14 protein-coding genes are annotated in these 20697 nt (G+C 42.2%); 4 read left to right on the plus strand and 10 right to left on the minus strand.

Annotated elements, in window-relative coordinates:
• From BUC07_RS18420 to BUC07_RS18430, 3 genes are all read left to right on the plus strand, one after another.
• The coding region (locus BUC07_RS18420; protein ID WP_139279649.1) for a DUF7507 domain-containing protein at positions 1-4366 on the plus strand (4366 nt) is incomplete at its 5' end.
• 30 nt (positions 4367-4396) lie between these two features.
• Entirely contained in the window at positions 4397-5329 is a 933-nt protein-coding gene (locus BUC07_RS18425) for a PorP/SprF family type IX secretion system membrane protein (protein ID WP_073173330.1), read from the plus strand.
• A gap of 26 nt (positions 5330-5355) precedes the next feature.
• Complete coding sequence (locus tag BUC07_RS18430) at positions 5356-7140, plus strand: OmpA family protein (protein WP_073173334.1); 1785 nt, start codon at positions 5356-5358, stop codon at positions 7138-7140.
• 90 nt (positions 7141-7230) lie between these two features.
• Here BUC07_RS18430 and BUC07_RS18435 read toward each other — a convergent pair whose 3' ends face one another.
• From BUC07_RS18435 to BUC07_RS18480, 10 genes are all read right to left on the minus strand, one after another.
• A complete protein-coding gene (locus BUC07_RS18435) occupies positions 7231-7989 on the minus strand; it encodes a hypothetical protein (protein ID WP_073173337.1) in 759 nt (252 codons plus the stop codon).
• A gap of 117 nt (positions 7990-8106) precedes the next feature.
• Complete coding sequence (locus BUC07_RS21165) at positions 8107-9390, minus strand: M23 family metallopeptidase (RefSeq protein ID WP_073173340.1); 1284 nt, start codon at positions 9388-9390, stop codon at positions 8107-8109.
• Between the two features lie 119 nt (positions 9391-9509).
• Positions 9510-10388 carry a YitT family protein gene (locus tag BUC07_RS18445; RefSeq protein ID WP_073173405.1) on the minus strand — a complete coding sequence of 293 codons (879 nt, stop codon included), beginning with the start codon at positions 10386-10388 and terminating at the stop codon, positions 9510-9512.
• A 223-nt stretch (positions 10389-10611) separates the two neighbouring features.
• Positions 10612-11982, minus strand: coding sequence for a dipeptidase (locus BUC07_RS18450; RefSeq protein WP_073173409.1), 1371 nt, complete (start codon positions 11980-11982; stop codon positions 10612-10614).
• Between the two features lie 143 nt (positions 11983-12125).
• Positions 12126-13880: a tetratricopeptide repeat protein gene (locus tag BUC07_RS18455; protein ID WP_073173343.1), complete on the minus strand. Its 1755-nt coding sequence runs from the start codon at positions 13878-13880 to the stop codon at positions 12126-12128.
• Between the two features lie 91 nt (positions 13881-13971).
• Positions 13972-14604 carry a deoxynucleoside kinase gene (locus BUC07_RS18460; protein WP_073173347.1) on the minus strand — a complete coding sequence of 211 codons (633 nt, stop codon included), beginning with the start codon at positions 14602-14604 and terminating at the stop codon, positions 13972-13974.
• A 69-nt stretch (positions 14605-14673) separates the two neighbouring features.
• Positions 14674-15156 (minus strand): hypothetical protein, encoded by a 483-nt coding sequence (locus BUC07_RS18465; RefSeq protein WP_073173350.1) that lies wholly within the window; start codon positions 15154-15156, stop codon positions 14674-14676.
• A gap of 138 nt (positions 15157-15294) precedes the next feature.
• Entirely contained in the window at positions 15295-17577 is a 2283-nt protein-coding gene (locus tag BUC07_RS18470) for a polyribonucleotide nucleotidyltransferase (RefSeq protein WP_073173353.1), read from the minus strand.
• A 109-nt stretch (positions 17578-17686) separates the two neighbouring features.
• Positions 17687-17956 carry a 30S ribosomal protein S15 gene (rpsO, locus tag BUC07_RS18475; protein WP_073173356.1) on the minus strand — a complete coding sequence of 90 codons (270 nt, stop codon included), beginning with the start codon at positions 17954-17956 and terminating at the stop codon, positions 17687-17689.
• A 107-nt stretch (positions 17957-18063) separates the two neighbouring features.
• Entirely contained in the window at positions 18064-18930 is an 867-nt protein-coding gene (locus BUC07_RS18480) for an enoyl-ACP reductase FabI (protein ID WP_073173359.1), read from the minus strand.
• Between the two features lie 422 nt (positions 18931-19352).
• Here BUC07_RS18480 and BUC07_RS18485 point away from each other — a divergent pair, with 422 nt between their 5' ends.
• On the plus strand, positions 19353-20678 hold the full coding sequence (locus BUC07_RS18485) for an ACT domain-containing protein (protein WP_073173362.1): 1326 nt from the start codon (positions 19353-19355) through the stop codon (positions 20676-20678).
• Positions 20679-20697 lie beyond the last annotated feature (19 nt).

Raw genomic sequence — 20697 nt, forward strand, 5'->3', positions numbered from 1 at the left:
TTACTTCATCACCCAGGCCGACTTGAATGCAGGCGAGGTAATAAACACCGCAACAATCTCGGGCACTGCCCCGGACAATTCAGAGGTTAATGCCAATGATACAGAAACCATTACCGGCAGCCAGCAACCAGCCTTGTCAATCACCAAAACCGCCTCGCCGGCCACATTCAATTCAGCAGGAGAAGAAATTACCTACACCATTGGAGTAGAAAATGCCGGCAATGTTGAACTGACCAGTGTTTCGGTGACCGACCCGCTGACAGGGTTGAATGAAAACATTCTGAACCTGCTTCCCGGAACCACAGAAACTTACACCTCCACTTACATTATCACCCAGGCCGACCTGAATGCAGGCAGTGTAGAAAACACGGCCACAGCTTCGGGCACTGCGCCAGACAATTCAGAAGTTAGTGCCAACGCCACAGCAACCATCACCGGCAGCCAGCAGCCTGCTTTGTCAATCACCAAAATCGCATCGCCGGCCACATTCAATTCAGCAGGAGAAGAAATTACCTACACCATTGAAGTAGAAAATACAGGCAATGTTGAACTGACCAGTGTTTCGGTAACCGACCCGCTGACCGGCCTGTCTGAAAACATTTCGAACCTGCTTCCCGGAACCACAGAAACTTACACCTCCACTTACATTATCACCCAGGCCGATCTGAATTCAGGCAGTGTAGAAAACACGGCCACAGCTTCGGGCACTGCGCCGGACAATTCAGAAGTTAGTGCCAATACCACAGCAACCATTACCGGCAGCCAGCAGCCTGCTTTGTCAATCACCAAAACCGCATCACCGGCCACATTCAACTCAGCAGGAGAGGAAATTACCTACACCATTGAAGCAGAAAATACCGGCAATGTTGAACTGACCAGTGTTTCGGTAACCGACCCGCTGACCGGCCTGTCTGAAAACATTTCGAACCTGCTTCCCGGAACCACAGAAACTTACACCTCCACTTACATTATCACCCAGAGCGATTTGAATGCAGGAAGTGTAGAAAACACGGCCACAGCTTCGGGTACTGCACCAGACAATTCAACGGTTAGTGCCAATGCCACAGCAACCATCACCGGCAGCCAGCAGCCAGCCTTGTCAATCACCAAAACCGCCTCGCCGGCCACATTCAATTCAGCAGGAGAAGAAATCATATACACAATTGAAGCAGTAAATACAGGGAATGTAACAATTACCGAAATTGAATTAGCTGATTCCGTTCTTGATTTTAGTGAGGTGATTTCAGCTCTCGAACCGGGAGAATCAATTTCGTATTCCGTATCCTATTCTATTACACAGGAAGATTTAGACGCTGGTTCTGTAACCAATAGTGCAACGGGATCAGGGAAAGATCCGAATGGCGAAACTGTGGAAGGAAATGGTACAGAAACCATTCAGGCAGAACAGAATCCTGAATTGGTGGTGACTAAAAGCGCATTGCCGGAGAATTTTGCGAATGTGGGTTCTGCAATTGAATATACTATTTTAGTTGAAAATACAGGAAATGTAACTGTTTCAGAAATTGAAGTAATTGATTTATTGGTCAACTTGAATGCTGTTCTCCCTACTTTAGCTCCCGGAGACACTATCAGCTATGTGGAAAATTATGAAGTAACACAGTCTGATTACAGTAATGGAAGTGTGACCAACACCGTTTCGGTTTCCGGAACAGCACCTGACAATACGCCGATAAATGCAGAATTTTCCCTGACTGTAAATGCGTTGGAACCTCCTGTTGCCGTTAATGATATCAGTTCAGATAATATTTCAGGAAATAGTGTAACTGTAAATATCCTGGCCAATGACAAACTTCATGATGGTGGAGATGCAACACCCGATTTGGTTACTGTTGATATAAATCCGGATCAGACTGGCGTGCAAAATGAATTGATTGTAAATGGCGAAGGTACCTGGTCCTATAATTTAACCACCGGTGAGGTTACTTTTAATCCGGGTGCCGGTTTTACCACCGATCCATCGCCGATTTCCTATCGGTTAACAGAAAACTTGACAGGCAGAAACGACAATGCCAGTATAACGGTTGAATATAATGAGGGAGAACCTTTTGCAATTAATGATACAAGTGGAGGTAATAAACCCGGCAATACTGTTACACTAAACATTTTGGACAATGACATGCTAAGTGATGGGACTCCTGTAAATCCCGATATGGTGAATATCGATCTTCAACCACAAGCATCGGGAACACAAACCGCTCTTATTGTTGATGGTGAAGGTACCTGGGATTATTCGCCACAAACAGGAATCATTTCTTTTACACCAGATGCAGGTTTTACAACCGACCCGAAGCCTGTAATTTATTTACTCACTGAAAATTTAACCGGTTTAAGTGATGAGGGAACCATTTCAATTTTGTTTGATGAGGAGCCACCGGTTGCAAATGATGACAGCAGCACAGGGAATACCCCCGGTGAAACCGTAAGTATAAACATTCTTGAAAATGACAGGTTGAGTGACCAAACTCCTGTAATTTTAGATTTAGTTGCAGTTGACCTGAATCCTTCGTTGACTGGAGCCCAGTCGGAACTGGTTGTGGCCAATGAAGGTACGTGGACTTTTGTTCCGGCAATCGGAATAGTCACCTTCACACCCCAACCAGGATTTTCCGTATCGCCTTCGCCTGTTTCTTATGTATTATTTGAAAATTTGACAGGGTTAACAAATTCTGCCGATATATCAATTACTTACGAACAGGTGTCGCCGATGGCGTCAGATGACAACATCGCCGGGAACAATCCAGGCTCAAATGCGACGGTCAACATTCTTTCAAACGATAGATTAAGCGATGGAACCGCTGCGTTTCCGGGAGATGTAACTGTTGATTTAGATGCTGAAACGGAAGGAACTCAAACCGAACTGATTGTGCCGGGCCAGGGCACATGGAGTTACAATCGGTTAACAGGGGTGGTTACTTTTAACCCTGAAGAAGGTTTTTCTGCAAGTCCATCTCCCGTTTCATATATTCTTACTGAAGATCTTACCGGATTGAGCCACCAGGCTGTTATAACGGTTAGTTACGAGGAAGCCGCACCGGAGGCTATAAATGACAGCAGCGAGGATAATTCACCCGGGAGCAGCGTGTCGATTTCTATTCTTGAAAATGATAAGTTAAGTGACGGTTCGCCTGCACACCCTGAGCAGGTTATTGTTGATATCGACCCGTTGACAGATGGCAATCAAACTGAACTAACGGTTGAGGGTGAAGGAAGCTGGATGCTTGATGATGAAACCGGTATCCTTACATTCACTCCCTTGCCATTTTTCTTTTCAAATCCTACGCCGTTGGTTTACCGTTTATCAGCTATAGAAAATCCGGGCTTATATGCCGAAGCAACCGTTTTTGTTTATGTGGATCAGGAATTGCTGACTTCTTCAGTCAGTTTGGTTAAAACGGGAGAATACAATCCATCTAGTGAAACAATTCATTACACTTTTGAGGTTACAAATACCGGCGAAATAACACTTCGGGATATTGAAATCGATGATGAGCGAATTGGAATAACCAACCTTGAAGTAGTCCCCGATACCCTTCCGCCGGGGGCAACAGGAACTGCAACCGCTACCTATGAAATTTCCCAGGCCGATATCGATGCAGGAGGGGTATCCAATTCTGCAAGAGTAAGGAGTTTTAATTTGAAAGGTGAAACAGTGGAAGATGATTCGGGCAGTGAGCCTGACAATGATGCCCCAACTGTTACTAATTTCGAACAAAATCCATCGGTATATATTCAAAAGGAGGCGGATCTGTCTTCTGATGAAGTGGCTGTGGGTGATATCGTTAATTTTAATATTCGTGTTGAGAATACCGGAAATGTCACATTATTCAATGTGCTGGTTGAAGATCCTTTAACAGGGTTCGAACAGGAATTGGAGCAGTTGATTCCGGGCGAATTATTGAATTTTTCAACAGAATATACCGTTCAGATAGCTGATAATTCTGAAGGACAATTCGACAATGTGGCCTTTGTTTCTGCCAATACTCAAGATGGTTTATTAACAGAGGCATCGTCAACTGTTACGGTTCAGGTTGAACAATGTGAACTGGTAATTCCAACAGGATTTTCTCCAAACGACGATGGCATTCAGGATACCTGGAGAATTACATGTTTGGAAAACTACCCCGATGCAAGGGTTGAAATTTACAACCGCTGGGGAAACCTGGTATTTGAAAAGGATAATTTTGGAAATTCAGATGTTCACGGTGCCGATGCCTGGTGGAGCGGTTACTCTTCAAAAAAGTGGACATTCGGTAACGATAAACTGCCGGCCAGCACGTACTTTTTTATTTTAGACTTAAACGATGGCAATGAGCCGCTTACCGGCCACTTATTCCTGAACAGATAATTTGGTTGTGTTATGAAAACGAAACAAAACATGAGATATAAAAAGAAGATAACCGGGAGCCTGTTTGTTTTACTTCTGTTGTTCATAATCAGAAGTGAAGCCCAGCAGGATCCTACGTTTACGCAGTATAATTTCAATATTCAATCCTTTAACCCGGCCTATGCAGGGACTTGGGACAATACCGGGTTTTTGGTTCTGGGGCGTCACCAGTGGGTGGGCATGTCGGGAGCTCCAACAACATATACCTTTACTTTTCAAACACCCGTAAAATTCCAGAATTTTGCCTGGGGTGTGAATGTTGTTGCTGACAAAGTTGGTTTTGAAAAACGGCTGGGTGCAAATATCGATTATTCGTACCGGTTAAGAGTAACGAATAAAACAAATCTTCGGTTGGGAATTAAAGGAGGTGTTACAACTTACACCAATAACCTGACCGATTATACCGGCTATCCCGGAGACCCTGCCGATCCGATGTTTATGTCTGATATTGAAATGAAATTTATGCCCAATTTTGGAATTGGTGCATTTCTTTCCAACGAAATATATTATGTCGGAATTTCATCTCCCAAAATTTTAAACATTAAGCTTGAGAATAATTTCAGCAACTTTTCCACCGAGGCCGAATTGCGTCATTTTTTTCTCATCGGAGGATATGTTTTTGAACTTTCGGATTATCTCAGCTTTAAGCCAACATTTTTAGCCAGGACTGTTTGGGGAGTGTCAACAGTTTTCGACTTTACCGCCAATTTTTTACTGGGAGAAAAGGTTTGGCTTGGTGCCAATTACCGTACCGGCGATTCTTTTGGTTTTGTCGGGCAATGGATTTTCAAAAATTTAAGAATTGGATACGGATTTGATTATTCCACCACACAGTTGCATTCGTTTCACAACGCTACCCATGAAGTAATGGTTTCGTACGAATTGCCGGCACGCCGCAGATGGAGTTCGCCCAGAATGTTTTAGTCCGTAAAATGAAAGAATGTGAGAATATGATTAGAATTTTTACAATAATACTTCTGGTTTTTATCGGTTTCCCAAATGATTTAAAGGGCCAGTCATCGGGATTTTTCGATTATATCGATTTCCAGATTGCACCATTGTCCTCAATAAATTCAATTGAAAGTGACATTTCGCCATTTTTTGTTGAAAACGAATTGTATTTTTCTTCTGTGCGAGAAGAGTTTTTCGGAGATGAAAAGCGTCAGGAACAAAGTACTTTGTTTTATGATATTTACCGGGTTGAAATTGACGAAAAAGGTTATCCGGTAACTGAACGCGAGGTGGTTCCGGGATTTGGCAATATGTTCCACGAAGGGTCCGCTGCGTGGTGCAAAAAAACGGGTGAGTTATTTGTTACCATAAGCAACGAACCTGAGGAGTCTCGTTTGTCGGGTAATCGAAACATCCAATTACGATTGGTTATTATGAAAGAGATTAACGGAAAATGGGCGGTTAGCCGGGAATTTCCTTTTCATAACCCTGAATTTAATTTTGCACATCCTGCAATAAGCATTACTGGAGATACCCTTATTTTTTCCAGCGATATGGATGGCGGATATGGAAATTCCGATTTGTATATGTCGGTCCGCGACGATGGACAGTGGAGTAAACCGGTTAATCTGGGTGAAGAGATAAATACAGCCGGCAATGAAATGTTCCCGACCTTTGGTCCTGACGGAATGTTGTTATTTTCCTCAGACGCACTGGCACCCAATTATGGGCAACTCGACATTTATTATACAAGTTTATCAAACAAAACAAAACCTGTGAACCTGGGGGAAGAGGTGAATTTTCCCTCCGATGATTTTGGACTTTCCATTCATCCTTCAGGCAAATTTGGATATTTTTCGTCCAATCGTTACGACTGGAGAAAAGATGATATTTACAGGGTTGACTTTCTTCCCCAGGTTGAAAATCTGTGGGGGAAGGTTATTGCCCGTCACAACGAAAAAGCCGTGCAGGAGGCGATTGTTTATTTGGAAGATAGTGAGGGGAACCAGATACGATCGGCACTTACCGGCTTCTTTGGCAATTTTAAGTTTTTTACAGTGCCTAAAGGTAAATTCTACCAGATTTATGCTGATAAAGAAGGTTTTTCATCAGAAAAAATTCCTTTTTTATTTTTAGATAATGAATTTATTGAATTATCGTTACGTCGAATTATAGATTACCGGATTGTAGTAAAAGATTTTGAGAATGGAAATGCTGTAATTGGTGCTGAAATGATCTTCAATGAGTCGAACAGGAAGACAGGTTCAGATGGTATTATAAAAATTGAATTTGATAGTATCTTTAATGGCACGGTCCGGGTAAGTAAATCAGGTTATTTTGATAATACATTCGAACTCAATCCGGAACGATTTGCACTTGGTTCCGGTGTTACAGATACTGTCTGGCTTTTCAGAAAAGAAGTTGGCCGAACTTTTTTAATGGAGTCGGTTGAGTTTCAAGTTAATGATTGGGAAATACTGCGAGAATCAGAACCCGAACTGAACCAGTTGGTTAAACTAATGGAAGACCATCCAGCTTTGAGAATTGAAATAAGTGCACATACCGACAGCCGGGGAGAAGACAGTTACAACTTATGGCTCAGTCAAAAACGCGCCGATTCGGTTTTGGAATATCTGGTTCAAAAAGGGATTTCCAGCGACCGCGTAAAGGCAAAAGGATACGGTGAAACCCGACTTGTGAATCGTTGTGCCAACGGCGTTGTTTGTTCTGAAGAAGACCATCAGGAAAACCGCCGAATAGAATTTGTAATTTTGGAATATTAACGAAAATAATATCGAAGCCAAAACAAGAAATTTGTAGCCTTCAAATTTTTATTCTGAAGTTATTGTTTGGTATATCCGATTCAGTGGACCTCAGGCGGGAGTTCCCGAAACCGTGAGATCCTCAGCTGCGCTTGTATTTATTTTCCCCGCTTCTTCCATTATCACATCGTAGTAATACCCTGCTCCAAAATCTTTTTCGAGGGTGATTTTGCCTTTGAATGTAACCTGATCATTTACCTCGGCGGCATCCTGGGTAGTAATTGTCAAATCAAATTTGCCATTGCTGCTGGTTCCATCCTGGATATGCACCCAGTTTTTACCCATGATGTTTTTATTGACTTTTACCACAACTCCCCTGATTTCAATTTCTTTACCTGAAAAATTTTCGGGATTGCCATAAATTTCTGCAATGGTAATTTCGTCTGCCGATTTTTCCAATGAAATTGCGCTTTCCTTTTCTGTTTCAACCTTCCCGCTGTGTCCTTGATCGTGGACGGAGGGCATTTGGGCCATCGGGTTACTTTGGATGGGATTTTCGCTTACCTGGTTGATAAAATAAATCTCATCGAAAGTCCGATCGAGTTCTTTGCTGTGAAAGTTTGTCATTTGAAGTTGATTATCGTAATAAAGCACATCGCCGCTATTAACTTCTTTTTTGGCGGTAGCAACCCATTTTTCGTCCATGTTTTCTTTCACTTTCATGTAGGTGTATGTGCCTCCCTGTATTACTTCACTCACTTCAAAAACATTTGCATTCTCGGGAGTTGCAGTTTGTGCAGTTTGTCCGTTTTTATTTCTCACACACGATGCAAAAACCACTGCTATTGTCAATATCAAAAAAGTTCTCATTCTTGTAATTTTTAAATTTTTTTAAATTCACTTTTTCTGCTTAATCCCGGATAAAATTCCGGCAACTTTAAAAGATGTTTTAAAATTAACGGAAAAGTACCTCATTTTGTTGACAATTTATTCGGAGGCAATCAGGTTCGCCTCCCAGCTAATTTTTTGCAGTTCATTCATCAGCGAATCTTTCAATTGATTGTAGCGCGGTAAATTTTCTTCTGATACCGGTTCAACGGGCGGGGCTTCCACTTTTAGAGGGTCAACAGGGCTGCCGTTTTTATGTACTCTGAAATCGAGGTGCGGGCCGGTGGAAAGTCCTGTTGATCCTACATATCCTATTACCTGGCCTTGTTCCACCCTGGCACCGGTTGCAATGCCCTTTGCAAAACCTGAAAGATGCATATAGGTGGTGGTGTACATGGAATTGTGTTTGATTTTTACATAATTGCCTCCCCCGTTGCGCTGGTAGGCGCGGGCAATTACTGTACCGTCGCCGATACTTTTTACAGGCGTGCCTTTGGGAGCTGCATAATCCACACCATGGTGCGGCCTGCGAATCCGGAGTACCGGATGCATGCGGTTGTGCGAAAACCGCGAGCTGATACGGAAAAAATCGAGTGGTGCTTTCAAAAATGCTTTTCGCAGGCTTTGTCCTTTTTCATCAAAATAATCGAAGCGTTCATCCTGGAAAAACCGGAAAGCGTACAATTTGTCATCGTAATGATCGAACTGGGCGGCAAAAATTTCTCCAATGCCGATGTAGGTGGTATCCACATATTGTTCTTCATAAATTATCCGGAAACGATCGCCTTTCTGAATGGCAAAAAAATCGATGGTCCAGGCGTAAATATTATTGAGTCGCAAAGCGAGCATCGGGTCGAGGTTGTTGTCTTTCATGGTGTTCCAGAGCGACGATTGGATAGTGCCCTGCGAAGTGCGCAGCTGGGTGCGGATTTCTTTTTCACCATGGTAAACCCTGAGCGAATCGAACAATTCAAACACGTAGTAGTCAACCGGAGAGTTTTCATACACAAAAAATCGGGCTTCACCCAGAGAGTCAGGTGTTTGAAAAACACTGTAATGGTTTCCGCTGCGGATTTTTCGTACGTCGAAAACCGGTTTCGACTGCCGTGCTATCCGGTCGATGGTAGCCATGCTAACACCGAAATTGTTTAAAATTGTACTCAAATGCTGATTCCTTTTTACATTTCCGGTTTTAATGATGAAAGAATCTGCCGGCAGTCCGTATCTTAAAACAGGTTCGGCAACAATTACCGTATCATTTTTTGTTTCTGTTTGTTCGTTTTGTTTCTGCTGTTTTTTATTTTGATGACAGGAGAATAATAAACCTGTAAAAAGTAATACCACCACTGCCATCTGAAAAATCAACCCCGAAGTTTGCCTCATATTATTTCAATTATTCTTCTGTTCTTTTAAAACTCATTTTCTCCGTTTTTGTTATCTAACTTAATTTTTTTTCGAACTGAAAAAATACTGAGGACAAAAATAGAAAAATTGCGTTCACCCTATAACTTCAGGCGGTCGAATCCCTGACCGTAAACGCCCATAACACTTCCCATCGAGATAAATGCATCAGGATCGATCTCTTTAATTTTTCTAAATATTGAACTGGTTTCTTTTTTTCTGACCACAGACATTATAATTTTTGTCTCTTCCTGGGTGTACCAGCCTGTTCCATTTAAAACAGTAACACCACGGGTAACTTCATGTGTAATGTAATCTGAAATATCCTTGTATTTTTTGGAGAAAATAAACATTTGCGCTGAGCGGTTAGCACCACTTAAAAACGAATCGAGCGTGTAGGAGACCACCCACATGGAAACGTAACCGTAAACCAGTTTTTCGGGCGATTGGAAAACAAAATACGAAGAGGCCACAATTACCACGTCGCAGGCGAGAATTATACGTCCCGGACTAATGTTTCGGTATTTGTTTACAATCATTGCAAAAATGTCGGTCCCACCGGTGCTCCCGCCACGAGAGAAAACAACGCCGAGTCCGATTCCGCAGGCCATACCCCCCAGTACAGCTGAAAGAAAAGTATCGTCAACCAGCGGTTCAGTAAGTATATTCTGAAATGCGGATAAAAAGAAAGTCAGTACTGCAATGCTGTAAATCGTTTTTACTCCAAAATTGGCCCCCATAATTTTTATGGCTATCAGTACCAGCACAATATTGATGGCGAGATAAGTTACGCCCACTGGAATTTGGGCTGCGTAAAAAACTACTGCTGCCACACCACTGATTCCACCACCGGTAATTTCGGCCGGGATGAGAAAAAGTACCCAGCCCATGGTAAAAAACAACAACCCGAATGTAATAATCACATAATCTTTTATTGTTGTGTACAGTTTATTGTTGCTATTCGAAATCCAGGTAAACATGGCATTTAAATTTTGAGTAAAAAACGGCCGCAAAAGAAACAACCGAAATGCACAAAAATCGTGATAATTGTCACTCTTTTAAAAGTTAGGAATGAATTAATGTTGTGGTAATTTTCAGGGCGGAAAACCTTGAATTCATGATTCGTGTTAGATGATAGTTATAAATTCAAAAAACAGGTGCAGAATTCATCATCCTGCACCTGTGTTTATTTTTCAGAATACTTTATTTCGCTATTTCAGCATAGTATTTATAGAACAGCAGAATAGTTTTCAACCCTCTATAAAACTGTTCGAGCGGGAAATTTTCGTTAGGAGAGTGAATGGCATCAGCTTCCAGTCCAAACCCCATCAAAACAGATTTTAGTCCCAGCACCTGTTCGAACGTTGAAATAATAGGAATACTTCCGCCTGAGCGCACCGGTACCGGCCGTTTGCCGTAAACATCCTGATAGGCTTTTTCTGCCGCCTGGTAGGCCGGAAGATCGATGGGACACACGTAGCCCTGTCCGCCATGAAGCACGCTTACTTCAACTTTAACTGATTTGGGCGCAATACTTTCGAAGTGGTCTTTGAACAGCTTTTCAATTTTTTTATGATCCTGGTGGGGAACCAGCCGGGTAGAGATTTTTGCATAGGCTTTTGAAGGCAGTACCGTTTTGGCGCCTTCTCCGGTATAGCCGCCCCAAATTCCGCAAACATCGAACGACGGCCTGATTCCGGTGCGTTCGGTAGTAGTAAATCCTTTTTCACCGGCAAGCTCTTCCACATCGATGGCCTTTTTGTATTCCTCTTCGTTAAATGGCGCCCGGGCGAGCAGTTCGCGCTCTTTTGCCGAAACTTCCAGTACATCGTCGTAAAATCCGGGAATGGTCACTTTCCCGTTTTCATCGGTCATCTGGTCAATCATTGAACAAAGCACGTTGATGGGGTTGGCCACTGCTCCGCCAAACAAACCAGAATGCAGGTCGCGGTTGGGGCCGGTTACTTCTACCTGCCAGTAGGCAAGCCCGCGCAACCCGGCTGTAATCGAAGGAGTGTCGGCTCCGAACATGGCTGTGTCGGAAACCAGGATAACATCGGCACTGAGCATTTCTTTGTTTTCTTCGGCCCATTTGCCCAGGTTTGGCGAACCAATTTCTTCTTCTCCTTCAATCATAAATTTTACATTGCAGGGAAGTGTGTTGGTTTTCACCATCAATTCAAACGCTTTAAAGTGCATCATTCCCTGTCCTTTGTCGTCGTCAGCACCACGTCCCCAAATTTTGCCGTCTTTTACAACGGGTTCAAAAGGTTCGGTATTCCATTTTTCGATGGGGTCAACCGGCATCACATCCATGTGCGAGTAAACAAGCACTGTTGGCAGTTTCGGATCAATTATTTTTTCGGCGTAGGTAACGGGATTGCCTTCGGTTTCAAAAATGGTTGCTTTGTCGGCTCCTGATTCGAGCAGTAGATTTTTCAGGTATTCAGCAGCTTTGTACATGTCGGGTTTGTGGCTTTTTACCGAGCTGATTGACGGAATGCGCAGTAAGCCAAATAATTCTTCCAGAAATCGATCTTTGTTTTCTTCGATGTAGTTATTAATGTAATCCATTTTGCAATTCTTTTTGTTTGAATTGGAAAAATACATTTTTCTGAAAGACTATTAAATAGAAATTGTCATAAAATGGAGGAAAAATAAAAAGGGCAACTCGTTGGTTGACGAATTGCCCTTTAAAAATTTATGAAAAGTTACGCTTAGTTTACAATTTCGGTGAAACGGGCGTCATTGAAATAATTGGCAAATTCCAAATCGGTTTTTGCTTTTGCTTTCATTTCAGGATTGATGCTCACTGCTTCTTCGAGGCTGTCGAACAACAGGTTTTCTCTTGCTGTGCGTGCACCGATTACCGCTTTCAGGTATTCTTTCATGAAACAGTTTTCACGCTCGAATGCTTCCAAATCTCTCAATGCACCGTTGTTGTTTCCGGTTAGTATTTTGGCAAGAGCAGAGTTGATATCCTGGTAGTCTCCAAAATATCTTACGGCCTGATCGTAGTTGGCTTTTTTAATGCTAACAATTCCGAGGTTGTAGTTAACTTCGTCGCCGGCACCGGCTGCTGAACCAAATAAGGTTTCAGCCTGCTCAACATTGTCTTCGTAAAGCGCAATTGCACCCAAGTTGTTTTTAATCACAGGTTCGTCGTTTTTCAGTCTTTCAGCTTTTTCAAACAATGGTTTGGCATCGTCGTAATTCATTTGTTTTACAAGAACAAAACCGGCATTGTTTGGTCCGCGCCAGTCGTCGGGATAAACTCTCTGGAAAGAATTGTAAATTTCCAATTGGTCATCCAGGCCTTCGTATAAAGTAGCAGCGTAAAGCAGTTCAGCCGGATTAAGTGATGCCGGATCTGATTTTGCCAGAGAACGAAGTTCTTTATCGGTTTTTCCAATCAGCTCAACACTTGTCAGTAATTTGGCTCGGCGCAGTTCAGGAAGAACTTCTTCTGCCAGCACTGTAAAAGTTTCTGACAAGTTTCTGATTTCGCGTTCGCGAACTTCAGGGTCGGTGTACATCGAGAGCACCCTTAAAATCAGTTCTTTGTCCTGTATGTTTGATTCTTCGAGTTTTTCTTTGAACCCATCCCAGTCTTCCGGGGTGTATCTTGTTTTCAGGTTGATGTCCACACCGGCTTCTTTCAGTTTTTCGGCTACAAAATCAGAAGAGGTACTTTTACGGTCGGCTGCCAGGTCGGTGTTGAAATCGATTTCACCGTCGGGTGATGCATAAGCCGAAACTTCTACATCTTTCAGGTCGATACGTTCTTCCTGGTTGGCTTTTTCGGTGTACCTCAAAAATTCTTCCACATCTTCGGCAGTAATTTCTTCACCACGGAGGTTGGCACGGTTAATCATATAATGAATGTCGGCCAGCATTTCATCCGGAACTACTCTTTGGAACGGGTCGATATTCGGATCGTATTTGCCTGTATTGTTGGCTTCGCGGCGTACACCCAAAATGGGTTTTGGGAAATTGGCTACCATTGTGCTGGTTGCAATCACACCGTCAGCAATTTTTATGGGATCAAAATCTACACTTTTTGCACCTTTTGAAGCCGTAATGTTTATATAAAGTTCAGATTTTCTCATGGCCTCAACAAAATCGGCAGCATCGTTATAGCTGAATGAACCGCCTGCGTTGTAGCTGATAACCTTGTTGTTTGCCTGAACTTTTTCGCCTTGCATGGAAACCGCTTCCAGGGAAGTTTCACCTTCCTGGTGCCTCAGTACCGGGGTGGCGACTAAAGTGGCTTTTTTGTTGAAATATTTTGCAGGGAATTTGCCATTAATAGCAACATCTACCTCACCAGCGTGTGTCTCAAGAACTTCAGGGGTAACATTGAATTGAATCTGGTCGGCATTTTTTTTCATTTTGTTTAGTCCTGCACAACCAGATAAAATTGCAGCAGCCAGTGCAAAAACTGCAAAAGGTTTTAGATTGAAATTTTTCATAATTAACAGTATTTAAAATAATTTATAGATTCTTTCATCCGAACACAAAAATAGAAAGCTTTTTTTTATTTAAAAGTTGCTGGACAATTTTTTATTGCAGCAACATGCGATTTATTCCTAATTTATACTCAGTTTTAAAAACTGCCTCTTTTAAAAGTTGATAATGGTCATTATTATTGACAAAATCGATATTATTCACATCGATGATCAACATTGGGAATGAAGTGATTTGTTTAAAAAAATGAAAATAGCCGTTTTTAATTTTTTCGAGGTAGTCGGGTGTAATTTCCTGTTCGTAATCGCGGCCTCTTTTTTTTATATTACTGATCAGTTTTTCCGTGTCGGCATGAAGGTAAACATACAAATCGGGTTTGGGCATCGACTCAAAAACAATATCGAAAATTTGCCTGAAAAGACGGTATTCGTCTTCCTTTAATGTGTTTTGTGCAAATATGGCCGACTTGGCAAAGTAGTAATCGGCAATCAGGAAGGAATGGAAAAGATCGAGGTTAAAAACTTCATTTTTAATTTGGTTGTACCTGTCGGCCAAAAATGAGAGCTCGAGCGGAAACGAGTAGCGATCCTGATTTTTGTAAAATTTTGGTAGAAAAGGATTGTCAGCAAATTGTTCCACAATGAGTTTGGCATTGTACTCGTTGGCCAGTTTGTTGGCCAGGGTTGTTTTTCCTGCCCCTATATTTCCTTCAATAACTAAAAACTGCATAAATTCCTGCAAAAAACGGTTGAAAACTAATTTGTTTTGGTTTTTAAAATGAGAACCCGGCGATATATTTTACATTATTTTTTTTGAAGATCGAATTTTACTGTCTTTACTTCCTCCCCAAAAATAACCGGTGATGAGACCCGCAACAAAACCTGCCGAGAGCATGGCCCAGTTATAAGCCGGGAAAAGTTTCATGAGCAGGTAACCCAAAAGCAATCCGGCTACCATCCCAAAAAATGAGAAAAGATAAGTATAATAATAGGGGGCGTAAAATCCGTGATTTTTTTGCATATGTTCCGACAGGCGGCTGATGGCGCGGTCGTATTCACGCCTTGATTTTCCGGGGGTTTCTATGGCTTCATCCATTTTGTCCACTATTGCTGCAATGTTAATTTTTTCTTTTTCGCAGTAGGGGCAGTTCCCCGAAAATTCACCCAAACGTTCGATGTTGCGCTTGAACTCATCAACCCTGAAAAAACGGAGATCACGCTTTTTTATGTTTTTGGTTTTTTCGTCAAGCTCCGAAATAGTATGTTTTGACCATTCTTCCATTTCAACCTGTTTTATTCGGAATCAAAATTAATAATAAAGTTTAACTCTTCATGCCGGCTGTTATTTTATGCTTTGGTTAAAATTAAATATGACAAAAAAAGCCGTTCAAAAAATAATGAACGGCTTTTGAATAACGAATTAATTATCTCTTCGAGGTTTTCGGTTGTCTCTCCGATCGTCCCTCCTGTCATTTCTTCTGTTGTCGCGGCGGTCATCCCTTCTGTTATCGTCTCTGCGATTGTCTCTCCGCTGCGGGCGGTCACCTCTCGGAGGCCGTTCAACATATCCTTCCGGTTTGGGTAATAAAACTTTGCGCGAAAGTTTCAGTTTCCCTGTTCTGTCATCGATTCCAATGAGTTTCACCTCCAGTTCGTCGCCTTCTTTAACTACATCTTCAGGTTTTTCAACCCGTTTCCATTCCATTTCTGAAACGTGCAGCAATCCGTCTTTTCCGGGAAGTATTTCAACAAAAGCACCGAATGAAACAACTGATTTCACGGTTCCTTTGTAAATTTCACCTACTTCTGGTAAAGCAATAATTGATTTTATGCGGGCTTTTGCGGCTTCAATTATATCTGCACCGGCACCCGAGATTTCTACCAGTCCTTTGTCGTCAACTTCTTCAATAACAATCACCGAATCTGTTTCTTCCTGGATAGCCTGAATAATTTTTCCTCCGGGGCCAATGATTGCGCCAATCATATCTTTCGGTACTTCCATTACTTCGATGCGCGGAACATTTGGTTTGAATTCGGTGCGTGGTTCCGGAATTACCTCCAGCATTTTGTTCAGAATGTGCAAACGGCCTTCTTTTGCCTGCTGAAGTGCTTGTTTAAGAACTTCGTATGGTAAGCCGTCAACTTTTATGTCCATCTGGGTGGCTGTGATTCCGTCAGCGCTGCCGGCCACTTTAAAGTCCATATCGCCCAGGTGGTCTTCATCGCCCAGGATGTCAGACAAAATAGCGTATTTGTCAGAATTTTTATCGGTAATAAGCCCCATGGCAATTCCTGAAACCGGTTTTTTCATTTTCATCCCGGAGTCCATCATTCCCATTGTGCCGGCGCAAACTGTTGCCATCGATGACGAACCGTTTGATTCGAGGATGTCGGAAACAATGCGCACGATGTATGGAAAATCTTGGGGGATCATTTTTTTGAGTGCCCGGTGTGCCAGGTTTCCGTGACCAACTTCGCGGCGGCTAACGCCACGTGGTGTGCGTGGTTCACCTACACAAAACGGTGGAAAATTATAGTGAAGCAAGAATTGTTCTTTTCCCTGAACGGTTACGTTATCAATAATTTTTTCATCCATTTTTGTACCCAGGGTAACTGATGTGAGCGACTGCGTTTCGCCACGTGTAAACAGTGCCGATCCATGTGCTCCGGGAAGGTAATTCACTTCGCCCCAAATAGGCCTGATTTCGTTTGTAGCCCTACCGTCCAGACGAATGCTGTCGTCAAGAACCATCCGGCGCATCGCTTCTTTCTCTACATCATGATAATACCTTTTAATCAGTTTTTCATGAAGTTCGAGGTCAATCTCTTCATTTTCGGCGTTGGCTTCCAGGTAGGCTTCAATGTATTCATCGCGAATGGCATCGAATCCGGCCATCCGTTCTTGTTTGTTTGTGATAATTTGTTTGGCCAGGTCATAACATTTATCGTAAAGGTCAGCTTTTACCTTTTCGCGAAGTTCTTCGTCATTGTTTTCGTGATTATATTCACGCTTTACAACGCCCAGTTCTGTTGCCAGTTCTTCCTGAGCTTTGCAGTGCTTTTTAATTTCTTCGTGTGCGAACTTAATGGCTTCGAGCATTTCTTCTTCCGAAATTTCGTCCATTTCACCTTCTACCATCATGATGTTGTCAAAGGAAGCTCCTACCATGATGTCGATATCGGATTCTTCCAGTTGAGCGTGAGTCGGATTAATAACGAATTCGCCGTTTACGCGACCAACTCTCACTTCCGAAATAGGAGTTTCAAAAGGTACATCGGAAACAGTAATTGCTGCCGACGCTGCAAGGCCTACCAACGCATCGGGCAAGTCTTCCTTGTTGGCCGAAATCAGCGAAATCATTACAGCAGTTTCGGCATGGTAGTCGTCCGGGAAAAGTGGACGTAATGCCCTGTCAACCAGTCTTGCTGCCAGGATTTCTTCGTCAGAGGGGCGCCCTTCGCGTTTCAGAAAACCTCCCGGGAATCGCCCGGCAGCTGAAAATTTTTCACGATAATCAACTGTTAAGGGCATGAAATCTACATCTTCTTTTGCTTCTTTTGCTGAAACAACTGTTGCCAGCACCATGGTTTCACCCATTCTCACTACTACCGATCCATCGGCCTGTTTGGCCAGTTTGCCGGTTTCTATGGTAATCGATCTGCCGTCTGCCAGTTCGATTGTTTTTAATGTTGCATTTACCATAACGTCTTAAAAATAAAATCAAATAATTAAATAAATTACAATGGGTGGTGAGGTTTTGCAATATACAAAAAAGAAAGGCAATACTCTGCATTGCCTTTCTTTTAATTTTTTATTTACGCAGTTTCAGTTTTTCAATGATTGCGCGGTACCGTTCAATGTCTTTACTTTTTAAATAATCGAGCAAACGGCGTCTTTTACCAACGAGTTTAATAAGTGCACGGCGTGTGCTAACGTCTTTTTTGTTGGTTTTCAGGTGACCGGTAAGATGAGTGATGCGGTGTGTGAACAATGCAATCTGTCCTTCGGCGCTTCCTGTGTCGGTTTCATCTTTGCCGTAGTTGGCAAAAATTTCTTTTTTCTTGTCTTGTGTTAAATACATTTTATAAAACTTTAAGTTATACCATGTTTAAACCGCAGCATCGCTTTCAATAACAACGGCTTAAAATTACCGGCGGCAAAAATAGGTAAAAGATTTTGATTTTCAAATTAGTCGTATAAATGCTCGTCGGCGGCGGGGCCACATTCGCAATCTTCATGCAATCCTTTTTCATATTGCTGAAGCGCTCTCAGGCTCATTCCCATGCTGGAGAAACCTCCGTCGTTGAAGAGGTTTTGCATGGTAACTCTTTTGGTCAGATCGGAAAACAGCGTGATGCAATAGTCTGCACAATCGTCAGCCGTTGCATTGCCAAGGGGCGACATGCGCTCGGCAAAATCGAGCAAACGGTCGAACCCTTTCACACCGTTTCCGGCAGTGGTTTTGGTAGGCGATTGCGAAATGGTATTAATGCGAACATTTCGTTCGCGCCCGTATATGTAACCAAAACTGCGGGCAATTGATTCGAGCAGTGCTTTGGCATCAGCCATGTCGTTATACCCGAAAAAAGACCGCTGCGCCGCCACATACGACAGGGCAACAACCGATCCCCATTCATTTATTGCATCCAGCTTGCGGGCAGTTTGTAATACTTTATGGAATGAGATGGCTGAAACATCAAGCGTTTTGTCGAGATAGCTATAGTTTAAATCGCTGTAGTGCCTGTCTTTCCGAACGTTTGGTGACATTCCGATGGAATGGAGGATAAAATCAATTTTGCCTCCTAAAATATCCATCGATTGGGTAAAAAGCTGATTCAAATCATCCACATTTGTGGCATCAGCAGGGATTGCTTCAGTATTTAACTTCTTGGCCAGTTGTTGCGTTTCGCCCATGCGCATTGCTATTGCGGTGTTCGAAAGCGTGAGTGTTGCTCCTTCTTCGTGGGCCCTTTCGGCTACTTTCCACGCAATAGAGTCGGGATTCAGTGCTCCAAAAATTATCCCTCTTTTCCCTTGAAGTAAATTATAACTCATGGTATTAAATTATGTGTAATTATGAAATGCAAAGTTAATTGAGTTTAAATAAAACTAAAGCGATTGTTTTTATTTCACTTGCAAAATCTGATTTTTTAACCTTTCAAATCGAATTTTGTTCATTTTTAGTCGATATTTAAAAATAGTGTACTATAATATTATTTTTATCTAAACCCATTCCAAATAAGTTTGGATGTTTAAAAATTCAATTTATATTTGTGGCAGACAAAATCGGTAAAAATGAATTTAATTTTTCAAAATATCGCTTCTAAAGCAATGGCACAAATCAATGCCAGCAGATTCATTTTGCCGTCGGTTTTCATGTCTATGCGCTAGCCTTCATTCAGTGATAATTCATTGATTGGAGGCGTATTCGTTTCAGCGTTAATAAACTCAAAGTTTTACTTTTACATTTTAAAATTATGTCGGATAAAGTTATTCGATTTGGAGGAAGCAATGCAGCCAGCACCTCATCAATAAAAAATTTAATTGAATATTTAGGCCAGTTTCAAAACCGGAATTTCATTGTTTCGTCTGCAGTTCCTGAGTTGCTCCAAATAGTTGAAAATAATATACGTCAGGTATATAAATCAGATGCCGGTAAGGTTACCCGGCAAATCGAACAGATTTTCATTAAGATTACCGGTGAATTGCCAACGCAAGGTTACCAAAAACTTGTGGAGCAATACAGCAATATTCTGAAAGGGATTGGTTTAATAGGTGATTACTCCGAGGCTTTAAGCGATCAGGTTAAAAGTTTTAGTGAAAAATTAACCGTTGAGATAATAAAAACGCAATTCCAAAAAAATGGGGTTGCAGTAACAATAATCTGGCCCGAGGAGTGCGAGCTTTTTGTTACACCCGATTTTGGGAATGCCACCTATCTTTCGGTAAATTCTTCGAAATTGCAATCATTACCCGGCGGTGTTTATCTCATTCCCGGTTCCTATGGGATTACCCGGCAAGGTAAAATTGCGCGTGCCGGAAAAACAGCAGCCGATTATACTGCCGCTTTTCTTACCTACGCATTAAAAATTCCAAAACTACAGTTATGGGGGCTCGACTTTGATTTTCAGCGGGCCGATCCTTCCATTTTTCCCACCTCGCCACGCATCGAGCGGTTGACGTATGCTGAAGCCAGTGAGCTGGCCTATTTCGATCATTATTCGTTTCACCCGCGCACTGTCGATCCCCTTGAGCATGATCATATTCCGATTGAAGTACTGAACAGCAGCACTTCCAGTGGTGAAATTGATACAATTATTAATACTGAAACGTATATTGAAGATCAGATAGTGAAAAGTGTGGCCTGTACCGACGATATTTCACTCCTCAGGTTAAACGGCCCGGGTGTTGGTTTAAAACCTGGTATTCTGGCAAAAGTAACAGCGGGCTTAACCGATGCAGGAATTAATATTAAATCGGTGATTACTTCGCAGGTTTCCATTAACCTGATTTTGGAAAAAAGTGCCGCCGACAAAGCGCTGAAAATAATGCAGCAACCCGGTTTTTCTTCCGTAAAAGAAATCTCGGTTGTAAAAAATGTTTCGCTGATAGGTGTTGTGGGTCACGGAATGCAACAAAACTATGGCGTTTCGGCCCGTATTTTCAATGCAGTTTCGCAAGGAAAAATAAATGTTTTGCTGAGTGGGTCAGGGGCATCTGATTTAGTGAGCTACCTGGTTGTAAAAGATGAGGATAAACAGAAAAGTGTACGTGAAATTTATAACGCATTTTTTAATTTTTAAATAATTTCTAACCCAAAAA

This window comes from Tangfeifania diversioriginum (genome assembly GCF_900141875.1).
Classification (GTDB): Bacteria; Bacteroidota; Bacteroidia; order Bacteroidales; family Prolixibacteraceae; genus Tangfeifania; species Tangfeifania diversioriginum.

What these genes read in the sequence shown, in the direction of transcription:
- BUC07_RS18430 (WP_073173334.1), top strand. Translation starts at nt 5,356, where the DNA reads ATGATTAGAATTTTTACAATAATACTTCTGGTTTTTATCGGTTTCCCA.
- BUC07_RS21165 (WP_073173340.1), bottom strand. Translation starts at nt 9,390, where the DNA reads ATGAGGCAAACTTCGGGGTTGATTTTTCAGATGGCAGTGGTGGTATTA.
- BUC07_RS18425 (WP_073173330.1), top strand. Translation starts at nt 4,397, where the DNA reads ATGAGATATAAAAAGAAGATAACCGGGAGCCTGTTTGTTTTACTTCTG.
- BUC07_RS18480 (WP_073173359.1), bottom strand. Translation starts at nt 18,930, where the DNA reads ATGAGTTATAATTTACTTCAAGGGAAAAGAGGGATAATTTTTGGAGCA.
- BUC07_RS18435 (WP_073173337.1), bottom strand. Translation starts at nt 7,989, where the DNA reads ATGAGAACTTTTTTGATATTGACAATAGCAGTGGTTTTTGCATCGTGT.
- BUC07_RS18450 (WP_073173409.1), bottom strand. Translation starts at nt 11,982, where the DNA reads ATGGATTACATTAATAACTACATCGAAGAAAACAAAGATCGATTTCTG.
- BUC07_RS18470 (WP_073173353.1), bottom strand. Translation starts at nt 17,577, where the DNA reads ATGGTAAATGCAACATTAAAAACAATCGAACTGGCAGACGGCAGATCG.
- rpsO (WP_073173356.1), bottom strand. Translation starts at nt 17,956, where the DNA reads ATGTATTTAACACAAGACAAGAAAAAAGAAATTTTTGCCAACTACGGC.
- BUC07_RS18455 (WP_073173343.1), bottom strand. Translation starts at nt 13,880, where the DNA reads ATGAAAAATTTCAATCTAAAACCTTTTGCAGTTTTTGCACTGGCTGCT.
- BUC07_RS18460 (WP_073173347.1), bottom strand. Translation starts at nt 14,604, where the DNA reads ATGCAGTTTTTAGTTATTGAAGGAAATATAGGGGCAGGAAAAACAACC.
- BUC07_RS18445 (WP_073173405.1), bottom strand. Translation starts at nt 10,388, where the DNA reads ATGTTTACCTGGATTTCGAATAGCAACAATAAACTGTACACAACAATA.
- BUC07_RS18485 (WP_073173362.1), top strand. Translation starts at nt 19,353, where the DNA reads ATGTCGGATAAAGTTATTCGATTTGGAGGAAGCAATGCAGCCAGCACC.
- BUC07_RS18465 (WP_073173350.1), bottom strand. Translation starts at nt 15,156, where the DNA reads ATGGAAGAATGGTCAAAACATACTATTTCGGAGCTTGACGAAAAAACC.